Consider the following 19,844-nt stretch of genomic DNA (forward strand, 5'->3'; position numbering starts at 1 on the left):
TCATCTCTTCGCCGGTCGGATACTCACTCGATGACGCAAGGCGGCTTCTCGCGAAGCCCCATCAGCCAGCCATAAACGTCCGCCATCTGCGTGGCAACGACATTCCACGTGAAATGACTTTCGACCAGCGCTCTCCCCCCATTGCCCATTGCCACGAGCCGTGCGTCGTCAATGGCATGCAGTTCGTCAAGAAAGGCCCGCAACCCCTCGACCGAATTGAGAATCTCGAATGCGGCATGTCGGGAAAATCCGATCGACAGATTGCATTCGCGCGTCAGCGCGACCGGCTTTCGGAACGACCATGCCTCGAGCGGTACCATCGGCAACCCTTCGCTGAACGATGGCAGGATCACGCAATCGCAAGCCGCGTAGGTTTTTTCTTTGTCCTTGGCGAATTGCGGGCCGATGAAATGAACACCGTCGCCGTTCACGCCTTCGCTGACCATGCCGCGCAATTTCGCGATGTAGGATGGATCCCCCCAGCCACCGACGATCAGATTCCAACGGGCGTTGATCGAATCCGTCATGACGTGATTCTTCCAGGCGCTCAGTAGATTCTCGAGACCCTTCTTGGGATGCAACCGACCGAAATAAAGCAGCAGCTTCCTGGATGCCAGTTCGCCGGTCCACCAGGACGGCAAACCGGGGCTGTCCAGTTCCGGAATCGCCACACCGTTATGCACGACGGCGATCGGCTGTTTCAGACCCACGGCCCTGATCGCATCCGCCTCTTCACGATTGAGCGCATGAAAGCAGGCAGCGCGATTCAAATGGCTACGTTCATACGCGGCGAGCGCAACCCATTTCTTCAGTTTCGAACGATTCAGGATCCATTGATCGAGCATGCCGTGCGGCGAAATGACGTAGGGCTTGCGTCGACGCCGATGCCACGCTACGACATCAGCCGAAGGGTGCATCCAGATTCCGTGCGTGTGGACGATGTGGGCATCGGATGCCAGCAGCGAAGTACGCAAGGTCGGAGAGTAGCCGAGCATCGCGGGACCGACCGCGTCGCAGGTCGTCACCTGCGTCCCGCGCCATTGCGGAAGATCGCTGTTGGTGTTCGCATCGTTCAGTGCGAATACGCGCGGGATGAACCCGTTCGACGGAAGCGCGAGTGCAAGGCCACGTACCGCGTCGAACAGGCCGCCACCGGTCCTGGACGCGGACGCCGTTACGAATCCGACCTGATAGCCCGGAGCCTGCTCATGATGGAGGTCGACCGTCCGAGTCACGCAGCCTCCCGCAGGAGATCCGCAAACCGCGGATACAGTTGACGATAGCGCTCTACCGCGCGGTCGATTTCCTCCTGCCCCCGGGAGGGCGCCCGATAGTCGGCGATCATCGTCCTCGCGACCTCGTCCACATTGAAACCGTCGATGTCATGAACGCGGGCGCTCAGGCCCAGGTCCGTCATGATGCCGCTCGTCTTGGGCAGGTAGGAGAGCGCCACGAGCGGCCGCCCTGCCAAGAGGCCGAAGATGCATGAATGAAAGCGGCTACCGAGAAATACCGAGGAGCCGGCGATGATGCTCCTGACGTCCGCCACGGGTCGATCCTTCTGGTCCAGGATGACAAATCCGGGACACAGTTCGGCGATCTGGCGGCCTACCGGCAGATCGGCCGCGACCTGATTGACAATGACAATCCGGACGCCCAGCGTGTCGTGCAGGACATTCAGCAGCTCACACAGGTTGCGCACATATCGCTCCTTGGCCTGCGTCTGGTCAGCGGCCAGCGGAAACGCCCATTCGATCACCGAGACCGCGATATAAGGCTCGTCCGGTTTGATTCCGAGTTCCGCTTTCATCGATGCGGTCGCGGCCGGCGTCGCGGCATGCCAGAAAGCAAGATCGCCCGTTCTGGCCACTCGCGCTGCCGGCAACGCGAGCGTCTCGACGACAAAATGGTACGACTCGCTTTCCCGCACGCAGATGAGAGACGCTTTCGCGAGCACCTTTGCAGCAAACCACCGGCCGCGCCTGGAGCGGATCGGCCCGACGCTCTGCGGCGCCAGAACCACGGTGGCACCGAATTTAGAAGCCGCCCAGATCTGAATCAGATTGGCGTAGTACGACGGATTCGAATCCTCAAGGTACCCACCCGGACAACTGACCACGACATCGGCTTTCCCGAGCGCATCAATCGCACGTCGTTGCTCGACCGGAATCAAACGGCCGAGCAGCCACGGTCGTCGCAACGATACGTAGCAGATCGTGATGCCCTGGCGAACGACATTGCACAGACGGCGGCGCCACACGTGCTTCGATACGCAGTTCCCGAGCCGCTCGTGCCACGTCACCCGCGGCAGATGGGCGCGTTGCGTCGACGGCTGGTATGCGATACCGCTGAGAGATGCGTGCGGATAGGCTTCGAGGATTTCGTCGATACACACCTCGATGAGCGCCGCATCGCCTTTGTTCACGGCGCCAAAGACGTTGGCCACAACGACATTATTCACTTGCATTTCGAGAACCCGTTCGCGAAGTTCAACACATTTTCGGAAAACCGCTGCAAATTCCAGGCATCGAGATTCCACGGAAAGTTACGCCTGAGCGCGGAGAGCTTCTCGTCGTCAAGCAGTGTCGCGACGCCCCGGTCGATGTCTTCATCCGTTCCATCCGTGACGAAACCGTTCTCGCCGTGTCGGACCAGTTCGTGTGCGGCCCCGCAGCCGTCGCTGCACAAGACGGGCGTCCCGCATGCGAGCGCCTCGTTCAGACACAGGCCCCACTGGTCATAGTCACTCAAGAGCATCATGAAATTGGCAAGCGACAGAAAAACCGGCATGTCCTGATTGGGAACCAGCCCTTTGAACACCACGTACCGCGCGATTCCGAGGCGCTCGCAGCGTGCGCGCAACGATGCCTCGAGTTCACCGGCGCCTATGATCAGCAGCGAAACACCGATCGTCCTTGCCCGCGAACGCGCGTACGCATCGATGACTTTGTCGACACGCTTGCGAGCCACCAGCCGCGACACGCAAACGATGTACTTTTCCGGCAATCCCATTTGCGCTCGAAGCTCAGCGGGCCGGACGCGGGCCGCGGCGGCGGCCGTCGTGAACCGGCTGTTGTCGACCACGTCGTAGCCGACGTGAACGCGCTCCCCCGGGATGCCGAGGAACTGAAAGTACTGACGCTGCCGACGCCCTGCCACTATCGCGCCGTCATAGAGGCACGCAAGCCTGGCCTTGAGCAGCTCGCGGCCCGGCCGGCGCACACCGTCGTCGAACTTGCTGTCGGCGCAAAACACGATTTTCGTACGGCGCGCCAACCACCGGTAGATCAGCCCGACGATCGAATATGGAAAGTTGTACCCGATCGTCACGATCATGTCCGGCTTCTCACGAACGATTTCCCTGAACAGGCACGCGAGAAATAACGGCCGCGTGTACCGCGTGTTTTCCTTCGTCACGTACCGCCAGCCGCTTGCCAACGCATCGCGCCCGGGGCGCTGCGCGTCCCGATGCAGGTAATCCGTCGATTTGCGATTCATCACGAGCACGCGAAATTCGACGTTCGCCTGCACGAGACGGCGCTCGGCATCGTTCAAGCGCGCGGTATGGTAATCGCCGATGCTACCGATCAAGAACAGAACCTTCATATTCCTTCTCGCGATACTCTTGAAATACCTCGTATTCGCCGAAGAGAACCAGGAACACGTCGAGCCCCAGCAGACAGATCGCGACGGATACGAGTCCTCCATGGCGCACGGCGAACAGTCCGGCGACGATCGCAATGCTGGCGGCGAGCAGATAGGCGAATGCAAAGCGGATATGGCGATTGATCGCAATCACGAAGATGGAAGCGGATTGCCACAGTGAATTCGCGACCATCGAGAGCAACAGGATGTCGAACAGCGTTGAATCGAAAACGACGTGCTTGCCCGTCCAGGCTGCATAAAACCGCTCTCCGTATGCGCTCATCGCGATACCGACCGTGCCCGCGACAGCCATCGTGACGATCGTCAGTCTGCGCTTGATACGTGTGACGTCGCCCTTTCTGCCGACGGCGGCAAGCTTCGACACTTCCGACCAGACCGAGTTTGACAACAGGTTCATCATTTGCACGGCTACGCGCGTAAGCGTTCGCATCGTGGAAAACGCCGCCACCTCCGCCGGACCGAGTGCCGTCCCGATCACCCAGAGAATCCCCTGGAAATTCAGTCCGTTGCTGAGTGGAAATCCGAGGAACGCCAGGGACGGAACCAGGGATTTCCTGAGCCACCCCCAGTCGATCGTCAACGGAAGCAGCGTGGCCCAAGGGCAATAGCGCCTCTTCACGATCTGCTGCGCAGCGAAGCCCGCACAGCGCGCGACGAGCATGCCGGTGGCAACCGCAATGGGTGTCTTGAATATCACCAGCGCGAGCAACCCGAACGCCAGCGCGACAAAGCGCGTCACGTTCAGAATACCGACGGACAGCGCATAGCAATTGGCACTTCGCAACGCGGCTGTCTGGGGGCCATACATCACGCTCAGGCATACGTCTCCAATCAGAATCAGCGCAACGAATCTGACCTCGTCCCCCGACATGTACCGAAATACGTGGCCGCCCGCGCCCAGGATCCACCACGCCGCGCCCGAGACGATCAGCACGGTAAGCACGAACATGGCGACCGTGGCAGCGAGCGTCCGGTAAATCACCTGAAGTCGTTCGTGATCTCCGACTGCCGCCCGCTGGTCCATCTCGTTCGCAGCAACAGTCGACAAACCCAAGTCACTCAACGCGAGGTAGGTGGGAATCGTCGAGATGAGAATCCATTCTCCGTATTTCGCCGCACCCCATACTGACAGAAACAGGGGAACCGATACGATCTGGGCGAAAACACTCACGGCCTGTCCGAGACCGTGAGCGACAAATGCCTTGATGATGCGTTGTGCCGACATGGTGGGTTCGAATCGATAGCCGGGCAAGGCGCGTCGTCCGGGCCCGGTCTTGAAATCATTGCCGCGGTGCGTATTCGTACTGGTACGCGTACTTGTATTTCCCGTATGCGTACCCCCCTGTGTTCAGCGGCAGATCGTTAAAGATCACGCCTTTCAGCGTCCCGCCCCCCTGGCGCAACTGCTTGATTGCCATTTCCACTTCTCGCGGCGGATTCGCACCGAAGCGCAACACCAGCAGCGTCACACCCGCGTAGCGACCGACGATGGCGGGGTCCGTGACGGCCAACACCGGCGGGGTATCGACGATGACACTGTCGTAACACGACGACAGATGATTCAACACCTTTTCGAAGTTGGGATGCAGGAGCAGCTCGGCCGCATTCGGCGGCAATTCGCCGGTAGGCATGAAGTCAAGGCCCTTCACGAGCGTGTCGCGCTGGATGAATTCGCCGGCATCTGCGCCTGACCGGATCAACTCGGTCAATCCGTGTCCTCGCTCTGCCCCGACATAGCGATGCAGATAGCCTCGACGGAGATCGCCATCGATTAGCAGCACTCTCTTTCCCGTACTCGCCATCAGTGCAGCGAGGTTGATCGCAATGAACGATTTGCCTACGCCCGGCGCGGGGCCGGTCAGCATCAAGATGTTGTTTTTGGCGTCGAATTGCGCGAACTGCAGTGCGGTGCGCAAACTGCGGATGGCTTCGACAGCGAGGTCGGTCGGTGCGGCCTGGGCCAGCAACGGCGTATCGCTGCCGCCCGATCGCTCGATTCGTCCGAAGGTCGATTGTTGCTCACTATGCGGAATCGTCGCATAGACAGGAATTCCGAACTGGTCTTCCACTTCGGTCGGATCCTCGATGCCGCTGCGCAACGCCTTGAGCGCGAAGGCGGTGACCAACCCGAGGAAAATGCCGAGCGTCGTGGCCACGAGGATGATCAGACCGGGACGCGGCCATACCGGCACTGTGATCAGCTCGGCGCCGTCGAGCAGACGGACGTTACCGGTCTTGCCCGCCTTCAGTACCCTCAATTGCTCAACGTTGTTGAGCAGCGTGGTATAGATTTCCTGAGCCACCATCGCGTCACGAGCGAGGCCGACGGTATCCTGCTCATTGGCCGGAATCGCTTTCAGTCGCTGATTGAATCCCGCGATCTGAGCGTTGACGGTATCGAGCTGTCGATTGACGGCGTCGACGTTCGGATGCTGCGGGGTGAAGCGCTGAAGCAGTTGATCACGTTGAAGCACGAGCTGGCTCTTCTGAACCTCCGCCTGCACGATCTGATTCAGCAAGCTCTGCGCCTCGACGGGCAGATCGACGATGGTATTTTTCGTCCTGTAATTGTTGTACTTCGTTTCCGCCTTGGTCAGATTGTCCTTCAACCCTGGCAACTGGCGGTCGAGGAACCGAATCATGTTGTCCGCCTCCGCCGACTTTCTGTCGACGTTCTGCTTGACATACAACCGCGCGATCTCGTTAAGCACCGCCTGGGTCTTGTGCGGATCGTCGCTGCGCCAGACCGTGGTGATGATGCCGGAATCTTTCCCTTGCTCCGAGATGTTGAGCGACTTCTGAAGTCGCGTAATGACGTCGAGGCGCTTCGAGTGAACGAGCTCAAATCGCGCCCCTGGCCGGCCGACGAGTCGCTCGACTGTGACCGTAACCATGCCGCCCGCGACCGACGCACGGCACACCTTGCCGACATCGCAATGGTCGACCACAGCCTGGTCGTCGGGCGAACGCAGGCTGTACTGGCCGTTCGACAGTGCAGTCACCGTCCAGATGCGACCGTTGTACTGCGACGGCACCTCCATCTGCGTGACGTCGATCGCCTCGTTCCCCCACGCGAAGGACGGCAGATTCAGGCGTGGCGCTCCATCGACGGGTGCAGGCAGCCGTGACGCGAGGAAACGACCAAACAGCGGGAAATAGGTTGGTTTCGCGTCGATATCCAGATGCACTGCATCCACGGTGGGACCGAGGATCATGCGCGACCTCAGAATCTCGATTTCCGTCGTAGCAGCCGTCTTCAGTTCGAACATGCTTGCCAGATCGCCCAGGGCCGATCCGATCGAATTGCCGTTCTCTTCGACCTGAACCAGGATGTTCGACTCGTACGTAGGTCTGGTGATCAACGCATACACGGCGCCCAGCAACGCTGCACCGAGCGCGAACGCGAGAATTACGTTCCTATATTCCAGCAGCGCGGCCAGGTGCTCGCCGAGACTTGTGCTTTCCTCGGCTGAGGAACTGCGTTGCCTGGACAGGAAATCATCTGCTTCTTGCATGGGCTTGGTTCAATTGGTTGAGTTGCTGAAACGTGTCCGAATCGGGGCCTTTCAGTCCCTTCACCGGCCTTGCCGGGATGCCAGCCGCTCAGCGCGTCTGCAGTGCATCCGGTTCCGTGACGCGCCGGCCGGATGTCGCAATCCTTTCCGACCACGCGCTCACGCCTTTTTCGATCGAGTCGAGTGCCATCTCGAACGCCTCCCGACCGCGCCTGAACGGATCTCGAATATCGGCATCGCCGAATTCCCCCAGGCGAAACACCCGCCCCCTCGACAGCGGGTTCAATCTTTCGACATAGCGCTTCTGCTCCATGTCCATGACGAGCACCAGATCGGCGTGCATGCAATGCAAGCGCAGCAGTTGCCTTGCACGATGACCTTCAATGTCCAGGCCTCTCGCCCGCATTAATTCTCTGGCGACCGGGTCCGCCTGCTCCCCGATCAGCGCGCCCACCCCCGCGGATTGCACAATGCAATCCGGTAGCTCGCTCGCCAGCATGGCCTCAGCCATCGGGCTGCGACATATGTTTCCGATACAAACAACCAAAATGGACCGAATCATCGATATTTCCCGGTATCGTCCTGGGTTAGCCGGACGCCCACTGCGACACGTCAGCGACATCAAAATGAAAATGCTCCGAGCCAACCGGAGGCGCATGATGTCATGCGACCTTGGCCATCCCGACACGCTGGCCGCACGCTGCGTTCTACGACGTCGCGAATTCCGCATATCTCGCCTGATAGTCGGCGTACGCGATAGCCAGCCCCTCTTCGAGGCCGGTCGTCGCGCATATCCCGAGCGAATGCAGCTCGCCCACATCGAGAAGCTTCCGGGGAGTGCCATCCGGCTTGGACGTGTCGAAGACGATTTCACCGTCGAATCCGACAACCTTGGCGATCGTCCGAGCCAGCTCCGCAATCGACAGGTCCACGCCGGTGCCAACGTTGATATGCGCGGTCGGCGGCCGTCTCGCCTGCTTCCACTGATCAGCCGGAATCTGCATGATGGCCACGGCGGCGGTCGCGAGATCGTCTACGTAGAGCAGCTCGCGCTTCGGGCGCCCACTGCCCCAGACCGTCACCGATGCGCTGCCGCCTGTCTTGGCTTCATGCATCCTGCGTATCAGCGCCGGCACTACATGGCTGTTCTCCGCGTGGTAGTTGTCGCCCGGACCGTACAGGTTGGTCGGCATGACGCTGCGAAAGTCAGTGCCATACTGCCGGTTATAGCTCTCGCACAGCTTCAGTCCTGCAATCTTGGCAATCGCGTACGGTTCGTTGGTCGGCTCGAGATACCCGGAAAGCAGCGCGTGTTCCGGAATCGGCTGCTCGGAGAACTTCGGGTAAATGCATGATGAGCCGAAGAACATCAGCCTATGGACGGATGCGCGATACGCCTGGTGAATGACGTTCGCCTCGATCATGAGATTGTCATAGATGAAATCGGCCGGATACACCGCGTTGGCCTGGATTCCGCCGACCTTTGCCGCCGCCAGGTACACGTGGTCGATCGCCTCGCTCTGGAAGAACGACTCGACCGCATCGCCATCCGCGAGATCGAGTTCCGCGCGCGTGCGAGTGACGACCGTGCACGATTTCATTGCCGACAGCCGGCGGACGATCGCACGTCCGACCATGCCATTGTGGCCCGCGACGAATACTTTGATGTGTTCGCCCATTTCGTTACTCGTTGTATGCGAAAGCCGTGAAACCGGCCAGTTTGATCAATGCATCGCGCTTTGCCGCCTGATAGTCGGCACGGACCATTTCCTTGACCAGATCTTCGAATGCAATCTTCGGCGTCCAACCGAGTTTCTTTCGCGCATTGGTGGCATCGCCGAGCAAAGTTTCGACTTCCGTCGGACGGAAGTAGCGCGGATCGACACGCACGATCACGTCACCTTGCTTGACCTTGAGATCGGCATTCTCGACCGCATCCACGATGGCGATCTCGTCCACGCCCGACCCCTCGAAGCGCAGAACAATTCCCAATTCGAGCGCCGCGCATTCGACGAACTTTCGGACACTGTGCTGGATTCCCGTCGCAATGACGAAGTCTTCCGCCTGTTCCTGCTGGAGCATCAGCCATTGCATCTCGACGTAGTCGCGCGCATGCCCCCAGTCGCGCAGGGCGGACAAGTTGCCGAGATACAGGCAATCCTGCAGGCCCACCGCGATTCGCGACAGTGCGCGCGTGATCTTTCTCGTCACGAAAGTTTCACCACGCACCGGGGATTCGTGATTGAAAAGAATGCCGTTGCATGCATAGAGGCCGTACGCTTCGCGATAATTCACGGTGATCCAGTACGCGTAAAGCTTGGCGACGGCGTACGGGCTGCGTGGGTAGAACGGTGTCGTCTCGCGCTGCGGAGTCTCCTGGACCAGTCCGTAGAGCTCCGATGTCGACGCCTGATAAAAGCGCGTCTTTTCCTCGAGAGACAGGATGCGAATCGCCTCGAGCACGCGCAGGGCGCCGATACCATCAGCGTTCGCCGTATACTCGGGTTCCTCGAACGACACGGCGACATGGCTTTGTGCGGCAAGGTTATAGATCTCGTCGGGCTGAACGCGCTGGACGATCCGCACGATGCTCGTCGAGTCCGTCAGATCGCCGTGGTGCAGCACGAATCGACGATCCGATACATGCGGATCCTGGTAAAGGTGGTCGATACGATCGGTATTGAACAGCGACGCGCGGCGTTTGATACCGTGCACCTCGTAACCTTTTTCCAGCAGAAGCTCCGCCAGATACGATCCGTCCTGTCCCGTCACACCGGTGATTAGCGCTACCTTTCGTGTCATGTTTTCACTCCACATCCCCTGTTCGCCGCCGGGGGGGTTGCAAATGTCCTGCTGAATTTCAGAACCGCTCGCTCGATGAAGTGCCGCGAACGGCCGCCGCATCCGTTCGGCTCCGTGTCCATCACTTCGTCACCACCGCCGCCGTCAGCCCGGCATTCACAGCCGGCAACAGCAGACTGAGCACCCGGTTCAGGCGAACCAGACCGTTGCCGTCGACATAGACGACATCATTCGGCTGAAGCTGAAACTGGTTGGCCAGAACCATCGCAACAGGCGAACGTGCGTCGAGATGAAAGACGTGCGGCTCGGCATTCAACGCGCCACGAATCACATACATTTGGGCGGCGTCGGCGGTGTTGACGTTGATGCTGCCCGCCTGCGAGATCGCGTCGCTGAGCGAAAGCGACCCGTCCCGCATTGGCAGGGCCGTCATCGGCTTGTTGACCTCGCCCATCACGTACACGCCGTTCTGATCGCGCGGCAGCACGCGCAGCAGATCGCCATTGCGCAGAACGACGTGCGCCGGATTCTCCCCGCTTGCGAGCATTGCCGTCAGATTGATCGGATAAGACTTCGCGCCACGCACGAGCACCATTCGACTCTGGTCGGCCGTGGCGCTGAATCCGCCGGCCCGCGTGACAGCCTCATACAATGTCATCGGCACATCGTTGACCGGAACCGCCCCGGGCGTATGCACTTCACCATCTACATAGATCTGCTTCGACCGGAACGATGCGACACGTACCGTCACCTGCGGATCGCGGAATACGCTCGCGAGGCCGGCTGTCAGTTTTTTCTGAACCTCTTCCGGTTGAAGCGAGGCGACGTGCAGCTTGCCGATATACGGAAACTGAAGATCGCCGTTCTGATCCACCAAGTGCCCCGGGGCGGGATCGAACGGCCGCGAGCTCGGCGTGGAAAGCTGGGGCCCTTGCGATTCGACAAGCTCCGGGTGATCCCATACCGTGATTTGCAGGACATCCCCCGGACCGATCACGTACGGTGCAGGCTTCGAAAAAAGCGCGGCATATTCGGGGGTGCCAGCCCCCTGACGCTGCTCCCTGACCTGCCTGATCAGATCGACCGTAATTTCGGTGACGGGTACGTCCGCTCGCGCGGCCGGATGCTGGTTGTCGGCTGCGCTGACCGCAATCGACGCTGGCGCTTGCATGCGCATGCCGGGTGCGAACGTGCAAGCCGACAGTGCGGCGCATGATGCGACCAGTAGCGTCGCCGGCATGCGGCCGATCCGATACCGATACCTATCACGCTCGCTGCGCGTCCTTGTCGTCATCATCAAAATACTTTCCGCAAGTTTCATCCGTTTGCCCTGGACGCACGTCGTTGCACGACGTACGTTGAAAATTTCGAAACCCTCTGAACGCGCGAACTCCGGGATATCAGCTCAGTAAGCATTCGCATTCACCAACCCCTTCGCCACCGTCGCCAACACGATCCGCATATCCAGCGCAAACGACCAGTTCCTCAGGTAATAGAGGTCATACTCGACGCGCTTCTGCATCTTCTCGAGCCGATCCGTTTCACCGCGATACCCGTTCACCTGGGCCCATCCGGTAATCCCCGGCTTGATCCGATAGCGATGGATGTACCCGTCGACAACCTTCTGATAAAGCCGATCGTGCTCGATCGCATGCGGCCGCGGCCCGACCACCGACATCTCGCCGCGCAGTACGTTAAGAAACTGCGGCAACTCGTCGAGGCTGGTACGCCTGAGAAAGCGCCCGACGCGCGTGATGCGGGAGTCGCTCTTCGTCGCCTGCGTGACCACGCCGGCCTGTTCGACGTGCACGCGCATCGTGCGGAACTTCAGGATCTGGAACTTGCGCCCGTCGGCACCCTTGCGGTATTGCTTGAAGAACACGGGCCCACGTGACGACAACTTCACCGCGATCGCGATCACCACCATCAACGGCATCAGCGCCACCAGCGCGATCGCGGCGAACAGGCGATCAAACACCTCCTTCTGCCACATCGCATGACGCGGCAGCGGGGACGCGACAAGATTGATCGCCGGCGCGCCGATGAGGTCGATCATCGCGCCGTCGAATAGCGCGACGCTGCGCACGTCGGGAATAAAGCGGATATTCACCAGATCGTCACCGAACGTATTGACGAACCGCAGGACGGTCGCCTCCTCGGACAAAGGCAGCGCGAGCCAGATTTCCTGGACACCGTTCTCCCGGACAAACTGCGCGAACGCATCGAGCTCCGTGAATACCGGCACGCGATGCGAAGCGTTCGCGGTAATCGGGCGCAGGTCGAATACAGCTGCCGGCCGGAATCCGCTCGCAGGCGACTCCTCGATGTTTCGAACCACCTGTTGGCAGTGCTGATCGTATCCGACCACCGCAACACTGCGAAGGTTGATGCCTGCATGTCGAACGCTGCGCAGAAACAGATGCGTGCCGATTCGCGACGCGATCAGCGCGCCCCCGGTCATCGCGGTCCAGTACACGAACCACAGTCGGGAAATCACGTCCGAGCGATGGAGCGAGAACATCAACACGATCCCGCACGCCTGAACGACGATCCACGCGAGCGAGATTGTCCCGCTCAGCCTCAGCATCGAACGTCCCCGCCATGATTCGTACACGCCGAACACCGGAAACAGCACCAGCGTGAACGCGATCGCGAACGTGACGAGCGCGCTGTCGAAGTGGCCTTCGGAAGCCGTCTGATAGCGAAATTGCGACGCGAGCAACGACCCGGCGACGATCAACGCGATATCCACGAGTCGAGCCATCAATCCTTGTAGACCGAACATTTCAACCTCCCGTCTGACGCCAACGATCACAGTCGAATCGGCACATCACGCACGCCCGTATGTATCGTCGAACCGCACGATGTCGTCCTCGCCGAGATACGATCCCGATTGGACTTCGATCAGTTCGAGCGGCAGCTTTCCCGGGTTCTCGAGTCGATGCGTGACGCCGAGCGGAATGAAGGTGGACTGGTTTTCGCCGAGCATGAATTGCTCGTCGCCACGCGTCACGAGCGCGGTGCCACGCACGACGATCCAGTGTTCGGCGCGGTGGTGATGCAACTGGAGCGACAGGCGTCCGCCCGGATGCACGACGATGCGCTTGACCTGAAAGCGGTCGCCGTGATCGATCGAGTCGTAGTAGCCCCAGGGGCGTCGCACCTTCCGGTGCGCGTCGGCTTCCGGCGCCTGTTGCGCGCGAATCCGGTTCACGAGACCCTTCACGTCCTGGACGCGCGAGCGGTCCGCGACCAGCACCGCATCGGCAGTTTCGACGACCACGGCGTTGGTCATGCCCACACACGCGACGAGTCGACCTTCCGAATGCACGAAGCTCGACGTGGCACCCTCGAACACGACCTTGCCGCGCCCGACGTTGCCGTCTGCATCCTTGTCGAGTGCTTCCCAGACCGCATCCCACGAGCCCAGATCGGACCAGCCTGCATCAAGCGGCACAACCACGCCATCCACCAGGCTCGCGTCGGACACGAGGCGCTCCATCACCGCGTAGTCGATCGAATCCGACGGCGACTTAAGAAAGGCATCGTCATGCGGCCGGAAGAACGGACCATCGCTCTTGCCGTGCTCATATGCGGTGACGCAGGCGGCGTACATATCGGGCTGGAGCGTGCGCAACGTGTCGAGCCAGACGCTCGCGCGCACGATGAAAATGCCGCTGTTCCACCAGTACGAGCCCGACTGCACATACTGGGTGGCGAGTTCGGCAGCCGGCTTCTCGACGAATCGTTCGATACGATGCGCGCCCGAGCCGAGCACCTCGCCGAGGCGGATATAACCGAAGCCGGTGTCAGGCCGCGTCGGCGGCACGCCGAGCGTCGCGATCGCGCCGCGCCGCGCGTGGTCCACCGCCAGTGCGATCGCGCGGTGAAACGCGGCAGTATCGGCAATGGCGTGATCAGCCGGCATCGCGACAAGGATCGCGTCCTTCCCGCCCGCATTGGCAGCAGCTGCCGCCAGCGTCAATGCGGGGGCAGTATCGCGTCGCGCCGGCTCGACGATGATGGTGGCGTCGGTCGCGCTGGAACGAAGCTGCTCCGCCGTGACGAAACGATGCTCGTCGCCGCACACCACGATGGGTCGCGATACGTCGCTCTCGTCGATCGCGAACCCTGCCATGCGCTGGACAGTTGCCTGCAGGAGGGAATCGGCACCGAGTACGCCGATCAACTGCTTCGGATACTGCTCGCGCGACATGGGCCACAAGCGCGAGCCCGATCCGCCCGCGAGAACGACCGGCGCGACGCTCACCTTCACGTCGACTGCGTTCGGTGCCGTTTCTCCGCGCTCTGTCTCGATGGATGCCGACATGATCTGCACTCCTATTCTCTCAGGCAATGATTGCGATTCGAAAATCGTCGAGAATGCGCGCCGTCCCTTCTCCGAAGCGCATCCTGCCGTTCCTACAACCCTCGTTCCGTCTAGCTCGAGCGTGCGCGGAACCGGTATTCCGAGGGTGTCACGTCGAGGTGTCGCCGAAATATCTTGGCCAGGCGATCACCATTCCCCCATCCGCATTGCCGCGCGATCGTGCCGATCGGCAAATCGGTTTCCGCCAATAGCTGCACCGTGCGCTCAAGGCGAACCTGCAGCAGGAATTCGGATGGCGTCATGCCGATTTCCTGCTTGAAATGCCGCAGGAAGTTCCGCTCGCTCATTGCCGCAACGCGCACTGCATCGCTGACGGATATGGCTCGCCCGCAGTTCTCCCGCAACCAGCTCGCCGTCGACCGGACCCGATCGACAGGTGTGCCATTGCGCACATCGCCATCCTGCTCGGGCGGATTGAATGCGTCGTTCAGCGCGAGCCGCGCCACAATTCCACGCACCGCATCGCCGCCCAGGTCGCGTTCGATGAGCGCCAATGCGGCTCTTGCCGGCTCATAGCCGTCACAAGCAACGTGCATTGCATCCATCGCATCGGTCACATGCAAACCCATCTGTGCGGCAGCGACCAACATCCTGCCTTCGCCGATCGTCTCGACCATGCCCGCCTTCGGCAGCACGATCCGCAACCAGTCAATCACCCGCGCGTCGCGTGCAGCGCGCCGCGCACCTTCTCCGCCTGCAACGAATAACGCATCGAACGCACGCGCCGAGCCTGCATCACAGGCAAATGTCCGCACGTTGATGGCCGACGACCACACAATGTTTCCGCCTTTCGACGAATAGAACCGAATGTCGTACAGCGGATACCCGGACGCGCGCGGTGCGTAGATCTCGTTGGCTACCTCGAACACCTCGAATACCGCGCCCGCCGCAAACAACGAGAACCCTTCGAAAACGACAACGCCGATATCCCGATTCCTGCGTGACCGCTTCCCTCCAACCTCTGCTACCGCCTCATCTCCCGAATGATCGACACTCGTGTGCGCCATAGCGTGCCTTGGACATTCAGTCCATTCAACTTGTCGTTCCTGATCGACGTTTTGTACTCCGTTGCAACGCATCATACCGATGGCGCCGAATGGCGTTTAAACGCTGGCCGATTCGAACAGACACTCGTCGGATTAGTCTGCGGGATTTCCCTGATCGGCCAAATGTTGGCGGTTTCTGACTATGCGGCCGCAGCGAAACGAAGTGACGAAGAGCCTTCAAAAACAGCCAGGCTCGGATGACAAGAGGGTGATTGGAGACCGCGGCGATTCGGTGATCGCGGCATCGTGGTGTGCCCCGCGGGTGGCTCGACATTCGGTAAGATATGCTGCGGCTTCGCGCATTAATCACGATATCGCGCGAGGTGGCGCGACGCGATCTTGCGCCGGTGGGATTGACTTGAAGGAGTCGATTCGCCGCTGCAAGATTCGACAGCACGGCGGCGCTGCGCGATCGGCGTCGTTGACAATCAGCCTTCATCGATGCGTCATATTCGGCCAAGGCTGCCGCAGGAACCCGACTAGCCGGTACCCGCCATCCCGACGCCGCCGAAACGCGCCGACGATGTCGCGATGCAATCCGCTTCCTTGAGCTGCGCACACTTGTCGAGTTCCGGCTGACTGGCACGCTCGTCAGCCCCGTGGTGACGTACATCCGAAGGGGACGTCTACGACATCACCGCACTGGCAATGAGCGACGCGACAGCCGCGGGCAACGCGAACAAGGCCAACAGCGCCATTCTTTTCAAGATCCGTGCTCGCGCCACCTCACGCGAGCCGCGGGCGCGACGCGACTCAAATTCGAGCAGCAGTAGTGCCTGGCCATGTCGCGCGCCCGCCCAAAGACCCGACGCCGTGCTGAATGCCAGATAGACGAGGATCCACACGAAACAGATCCTCGAGAAGATCAGAAGAGCGACGTTCATATCGGCGATGCTCCGCAGTCGACAAGGTCTCGCGCATCAGACGGATCGCGAATCGATGACGCTAGCGTATTGCAATGCAGCATTCCGGACATGACAATCATTCCGCTGATTCCGCCATTCGCTTGATGCGTGCTTCGCAGCGGAAGCCTCGGGTCGCCAAGCGGGACGCGGAAGGAACCCACGCCCACGACGTCGGGCCGATTTAGCGTCCCATGCCCGTAGTGAAGCGAGACGCGCCCGAACGTCCGAATTCAGCGTCACGTCCGGCCCGACGACGACGCTTCTTGCAATACCCTTCGCATTACTGATTTTTTTATTGCGAGCGGTACGTATCTTCCTGCGACACGATTCGAACGACGGCGGCATACATTCGACGCACGTACGACTCGACCCGCGATGAATAAAAAGACCTGCGCACCAGACGGCGCGCAGGTAAAAGTTCCGAGGAGAGTTCCGGGGTGAACACGCCTCCTCGAAAGGCCTGACCGAAGACTAACGTCGAATCGACTGCTTCTGAACGAGATGGCGGCTCCGACCACGATCATGGCCGAATGAAAATGTATCGACGCATGCCCGCGCGTTTCCCGGCACGCATTGCGCCGTCACGCGCGATCCGCTTCGGGCAATTGGCGGATTGCTTCGGTGTTTTGGCCGACACGTGCAATCACGGCCAGCCATGATGAAATGCATGCAGACGGACACGCCGTCGCGCATCGACAAAGCCGGCACGTCACCGCGCTACGCGAGTCGCACGCGAATGTAGAAACAGTGTGCCGGTGCACTTCGACAGACTTCCAGGAGCCCATCCGCCATGCTTCCGCTGGACACCTTCTTGCGTGTCATCGACGCCACCCCACTGGTTGCGATCGACCTGATCGTCGCGAACGGCGACGGCGCATATTTGCTCGGCCATCGCGTCAATCGTCCTGCACAAGGTTTCTGGTTCGTGCCAGGTGGCCGGATTCGCAAGAACGAACGCCTCGACGAGGCATTCCAGCGTATCGCGCGCGACGAACTCGGATGCAGCGACCTGGAACGGGCTGATGCCCGACTTATCGGCATCTATGACCACCTCTACGAGGACAACTTTGGCGGCGAGCCTGGCATCTCGACACACTACGTCGTGATGGGATACAAGCTCCACGGCAAGTTCGACCTCGTGTCACTGCCGAATGCTCAGCACACCGCATATCGATGGGCGACTGCCGACGAGATCGTCGCCGATCAAATGGTTCATCCGAACACGCAAACCTATTTCGTCGCACCGTGAAGTCGGACATGCGTCGCCACGGCCGGACGCAAATGAATCGGCCGAGCGAGCGTCGGCCGTTACAGCGGTTTCAGACGCGACAGCACGCTCAGCGACGCGAGCTGCCGTTGCGCCATTCGATGGCGTCCGTCGACGCGAACATTTTGTCGCGAGCAGCCGCGCGATACTCGGTCGGCGACATCGACAGATGCTGGCGGAACAGCTTGGCCAGCCGATCCCCACTGCCGAGACCGACGCGCCGCGCGACCTTGTCCGCAGGCAAATCCGTCTCGACGAGCATGGTGCACGCCTTCTCGAGCCGTACCCGCAGCACGAACTCGGTTGGCGTCACGCCAATTTCGTTCTTGAAGCGCCGCAGGAAATTCCGCTCGCTCATTGCAGCAGCCTGTGCCGCATTGGCGATCGAGATGCGATTCGCACTGTTCGCCCGAAGGTGATGAGCGGCCGCGCGAATCAATTCGCTGGCTCGCGCCTCCTGCGCGCCGAACAGGACACTCGCAAATTTCCGGTTCGTCCCCGGCATCATGCATGCGACGATCTCTTGCGCGATTTCGTAGCCTGCATCACGCACGACGATCGACAACGCGGCCGCGAACATGCCTTCGTCGTCATCGTCGGACGACTCCGATTCGGCCGTACTGCAAGCGGCCAGCGTCGCTTGCATCGCGTGCGGGATGCCCTCCGGAAACTTCTGGTTCAGGCGAATCGCCGTCAGCATTCCCGCGCCGCCGCTATCGCCCTTGACCACGCGCGCGCGCTGATGGGCATGCTGCAGCCAGCCGATGAACGGATCGTCGAGGCCGCTTGCTCGCCCCTGGCCACCGAGCACGAACATCGCCTGCACATTGTTTGCATCGAGCGGACGAGGCGCGTCCGTCCAGATCTGGACGCCCGACGACGAACGAACAGCGCCGCCATGGCTGGAGTGGAGCCTGAGTTCGTAGCGGTCGGCAAATGGCGTATTCACACGCTCAAGCTGATTGGCGAGTTCGAATACTGCAGCCAGCCTGCCCATTTGCATAATCGAAAATCCGTCGAGCAACAGGATGATTATGCTGTCGCGTCGACGATCGATATTTCTTCCCCGATCGCCACCCACTCTTAACCCCGTTGTCGTTACATTCGGCACTGTTAGCATCGCCCCGGCCCCTTAACAATTTTTTGCATTTTCTGCAGCGCATCATATGCGGCTAAATCTGCGGCCGTTCGGTCAGTGTCCGATCTCACCTCATTGTTGACGGAATCAGTCAAGGCAGTGATACGGCACCAATTATTTGTTAAGAATCATTGAATAAGTGTCTCGAACGCGATACAACATCGGCCTCGTTTGATCTAGATCAATGCAGCAATATTTTTGTAACACTGTCCGTCTCCCTGCATCAGTTGAAATATGTGTACCTTGCGGTGCACAAGAACGTCGCTCTATTGCTGCCAGCCTCCGTAGGCTTCGAGTTCAACAGGGAGTGGCTGCACTCGTGGCATCGCATGCTGTGGTAATCGAAGCGCGTCCGGAGCACAGGCACAATATGGCTATTGCGCTGCGCACTATTCGTCAGCGTACCGAGTCTTCTATGAGTGATATATCGAGCCGTTGGATGAGTATCAGTGAAACGTTTGCGAGAATTTGTCGAATATTTGATAAGAGATTCAAGAAAACGTATTCATCGACCGCGTTCTTTGGCGGTCTCAAATCTGAAGTGCAACACTCTCGCCAGCCGGTAAATTCCGTGAATGGCAAAGAGAACGTACCAACAACTGCAACCTGAAGAACGTATGAGATTCGACTTCTGGCGGGATGAGGGATTGAGCTTGCGGGCGATCGCCCGCAAGCTCAATCGCGCACCCTCGACGTTGAGTCGCGAACTGGCCCGCAACACGCAGACCGACGGCCTGTACTGCCCACATGTAGCCCAAGCGTCCCGCAACATTCGACGGCAGGCCGCGCGCCCTGCGCTTAAGCTCGCTCCCGACTCGATTCTCTGGGGTGTCGTTTGCCAGCGCTTGCGCGAGCGACAGTGGTCCCCGCAGGAGATTGCAGCTACCCTGAAGCGCACCTTCCCCGACGATCCGAGCCTGCACGTGTCCCACGAAACGATTTACAACGCCATCTACGCCCAGCCCCGCGGCGAGCTGCGCCGCGAGCTGATTGCCTGCCTGCGCCAGCACCGCAACAAGCGCCTGCCGCGATCGCGCGGCACCGATCGGCGGGGGGCGATTCCCGACATGGTCAGCATTCACGTGCGACCGCCCGAGATCAACGACCGCCTCATG

At 60.3% G+C, this 19,844-nt stretch carries 17 protein-coding genes; 3 read left to right on the plus strand and 14 right to left on the minus strand.

Annotated features, from left to right (window positions below; all coding sequences use genetic code 11):
* Positions 1 to 23: 23 nt before the first annotated feature.
* The 13 genes from O1Q03_RS35460 to O1Q03_RS35520 form a co-directional block, all read right to left on the minus strand.
* Positions 24 to 1,235 (minus strand): glycosyltransferase, encoded by a 1,212-nt coding sequence (locus O1Q03_RS35460; RefSeq protein ID WP_269509740.1) that lies wholly within the window; start codon positions 1,233 to 1,235, stop codon positions 24 to 26.
* The gene (locus tag O1Q03_RS35465; RefSeq protein ID WP_269509743.1) at positions 1,232 to 2,461 is read right to left on the minus strand and encodes a polysaccharide pyruvyl transferase family protein; all 1,230 of its coding nucleotides are present in this window, start codon (positions 2,459 to 2,461) and stop codon (positions 1,232 to 1,234) included. The genes O1Q03_RS35460 and O1Q03_RS35465 overlap by 4 nt, the downstream gene beginning before the upstream one ends.
* Positions 2,458 to 3,606, minus strand: a complete 1,149-nt coding sequence (locus tag O1Q03_RS35470; protein WP_269509746.1) for a glycosyltransferase — start codon at positions 3,604 to 3,606, stop codon at positions 2,458 to 2,460. The genes O1Q03_RS35465 and O1Q03_RS35470 overlap by 4 nt, the downstream gene beginning before the upstream one ends.
* Positions 3,581 to 4,891 (minus strand): lipopolysaccharide biosynthesis protein, encoded by a 1,311-nt coding sequence (locus tag O1Q03_RS35475; RefSeq protein WP_269509749.1) that lies wholly within the window; start codon positions 4,889 to 4,891, stop codon positions 3,581 to 3,583. The genes O1Q03_RS35470 and O1Q03_RS35475 overlap by 26 nt, the downstream gene beginning before the upstream one ends.
* A gap of 55 nt (positions 4,892 to 4,946) precedes the next feature.
* Positions 4,947 to 7,181, minus strand: a complete 2,235-nt coding sequence (locus O1Q03_RS35480) for a polysaccharide biosynthesis tyrosine autokinase (protein WP_269509751.1) — start codon at positions 7,179 to 7,181, stop codon at positions 4,947 to 4,949.
* Between the two features lie 88 nt (positions 7,182 to 7,269).
* On the minus strand, positions 7,270 to 7,743 hold the full coding sequence (locus O1Q03_RS35485; RefSeq protein WP_269509754.1) for a low molecular weight protein-tyrosine-phosphatase: 474 nt from the start codon (positions 7,741 to 7,743) through the stop codon (positions 7,270 to 7,272).
* A 145-nt stretch (positions 7,744 to 7,888) separates the two neighbouring features.
* On the minus strand, positions 7,889 to 8,860 hold the full coding sequence (locus O1Q03_RS35490) for a GDP-L-fucose synthase family protein (protein WP_269509757.1): 972 nt from the start codon (positions 8,858 to 8,860) through the stop codon (positions 7,889 to 7,891).
* 4 nt (positions 8,861 to 8,864) lie between these two features.
* Positions 8,865 to 9,983 carry a GDP-mannose 4,6-dehydratase gene (gene gmd / locus O1Q03_RS35495; RefSeq protein ID WP_269509760.1) on the minus strand — a complete coding sequence of 373 codons (1,119 nt, stop codon included), beginning with the start codon at positions 9,981 to 9,983 and terminating at the stop codon, positions 8,865 to 8,867.
* A 121-nt stretch (positions 9,984 to 10,104) separates the two neighbouring features.
* The gene (locus O1Q03_RS35500) at positions 10,105 to 11,223 is read right to left on the minus strand and encodes a polysaccharide biosynthesis/export family protein (RefSeq protein WP_269509779.1); all 1,119 of its coding nucleotides are present in this window, start codon (positions 11,221 to 11,223) and stop codon (positions 10,105 to 10,107) included.
* 165 nt (positions 11,224 to 11,388) lie between these two features.
* Positions 11,389 to 12,768 carry an undecaprenyl-phosphate glucose phosphotransferase gene (locus O1Q03_RS35505; RefSeq protein WP_269509763.1) on the minus strand — a complete coding sequence of 460 codons (1,380 nt, stop codon included), beginning with the start codon at positions 12,766 to 12,768 and terminating at the stop codon, positions 11,389 to 11,391.
* A gap of 45 nt (positions 12,769 to 12,813) precedes the next feature.
* Positions 12,814 to 14,313 (minus strand): mannose-1-phosphate guanylyltransferase/mannose-6-phosphate isomerase, encoded by a 1,500-nt coding sequence (locus tag O1Q03_RS35510; protein WP_269509766.1) that lies wholly within the window; start codon positions 14,311 to 14,313, stop codon positions 12,814 to 12,816.
* Positions 14,314 to 14,423: 110 nt separating this feature from the next.
* The gene (locus tag O1Q03_RS35515; protein WP_269509769.1) at positions 14,424 to 15,380 is read right to left on the minus strand and encodes a GlxA family transcriptional regulator; all 957 of its coding nucleotides are present in this window, start codon (positions 15,378 to 15,380) and stop codon (positions 14,424 to 14,426) included.
* Positions 15,381 to 16,045: 665 nt separating this feature from the next.
* Complete coding sequence (locus O1Q03_RS35520; RefSeq protein ID WP_269509772.1) at positions 16,046 to 16,303, minus strand: hypothetical protein; 258 nt, start codon at positions 16,301 to 16,303, stop codon at positions 16,046 to 16,048.
* A gap of 811 nt (positions 16,304 to 17,114) precedes the next feature.
* On the opposite strand from O1Q03_RS35520, the gene O1Q03_RS35525 reads away from it, so the two are divergent.
* Positions 17,115 to 17,573 carry a GDP-mannose mannosyl hydrolase gene (locus O1Q03_RS35525; RefSeq protein ID WP_269509773.1) on the plus strand — a complete coding sequence of 153 codons (459 nt, stop codon included), beginning with the start codon at positions 17,115 to 17,117 and terminating at the stop codon, positions 17,571 to 17,573.
* Between the two features lie 88 nt (positions 17,574 to 17,661).
* Here the strand turns inward: O1Q03_RS35525 and O1Q03_RS35530 are convergent, their stop codons facing one another.
* The gene (locus O1Q03_RS35530) at positions 17,662 to 18,615 is read right to left on the minus strand and encodes a helix-turn-helix domain-containing protein (RefSeq protein ID WP_442865907.1); all 954 of its coding nucleotides are present in this window, start codon (positions 18,613 to 18,615) and stop codon (positions 17,662 to 17,664) included.
* A gap of 421 nt (positions 18,616 to 19,036) precedes the next feature.
* Here O1Q03_RS35530 and O1Q03_RS35535 point away from each other — a divergent pair, with 421 nt between their 5' ends.
* Positions 19,037 to 19,339: a hypothetical protein gene (locus O1Q03_RS35535; RefSeq protein WP_269509782.1), complete on the plus strand. Its 303-nt coding sequence runs from the start codon at positions 19,037 to 19,039 to the stop codon at positions 19,337 to 19,339.
* Positions 19,305 to 19,844 (plus strand): IS30 family transposase (locus O1Q03_RS35540; protein ID WP_269506794.1); only part of this gene is annotated, 540 nt, incomplete at its 3' end. The genes O1Q03_RS35535 and O1Q03_RS35540, both read left to right, overlap by 35 nt.

It is taken from the genome of Burkholderia sp. IMCC1007, assembly GCF_027257875.1.
Taxonomy (GTDB): domain Bacteria; phylum Pseudomonadota; class Gammaproteobacteria; order Burkholderiales; family Burkholderiaceae; genus Burkholderia.

Coding starts and splice junctions, on each gene's coding strand:
- O1Q03_RS35470 (WP_269509746.1), bottom strand. CDS start 3,606: ATGAAGGTTCTGTTCTTGATCGGTAGCATCGGCGATTACCATACCGCG.
- O1Q03_RS35475 (WP_269509749.1), bottom strand. CDS start 4,891: ATGTCGGCACAACGCATCATCAAGGCATTTGTCGCTCACGGTCTCGGA.
- O1Q03_RS35480 (WP_269509751.1), bottom strand. CDS start 7,181: ATGCAAGAAGCAGATGATTTCCTGTCCAGGCAACGCAGTTCCTCAGCC.
- O1Q03_RS35485 (WP_269509754.1), bottom strand. CDS start 7,743: ATGATTCGGTCCATTTTGGTTGTTTGTATCGGAAACATATGTCGCAGC.
- O1Q03_RS35490 (WP_269509757.1), bottom strand. CDS start 8,860: ATGGGCGAACACATCAAAGTATTCGTCGCGGGCCACAATGGCATGGTC.
- gmd (WP_269509760.1), bottom strand. CDS start 9,983: ATGACACGAAAGGTAGCGCTAATCACCGGTGTGACGGGACAGGACGGA.
- O1Q03_RS35500 (WP_269509779.1), bottom strand. CDS start 11,223: ATGCCGGCGACGCTACTGGTCGCATCATGCGCCGCACTGTCGGCTTGC.
- O1Q03_RS35505 (WP_269509763.1), bottom strand. CDS start 12,768: ATGTTCGGTCTACAAGGATTGATGGCTCGACTCGTGGATATCGCGTTG.
- O1Q03_RS35510 (WP_269509766.1), bottom strand. CDS start 14,313: ATGTCGGCATCCATCGAGACAGAGCGCGGAGAAACGGCACCGAACGCA.
- O1Q03_RS35515 (WP_269509769.1), bottom strand. CDS start 15,380: ATGGCGCACACGAGTGTCGATCATTCGGGAGATGAGGCGGTAGCAGAG.
- O1Q03_RS35520 (WP_269509772.1), bottom strand. CDS start 16,303: ATGAACGTCGCTCTTCTGATCTTCTCGAGGATCTGTTTCGTGTGGATC.
- O1Q03_RS35525 (WP_269509773.1), top strand. CDS start 17,115: ATGCTTCCGCTGGACACCTTCTTGCGTGTCATCGACGCCACCCCACTG.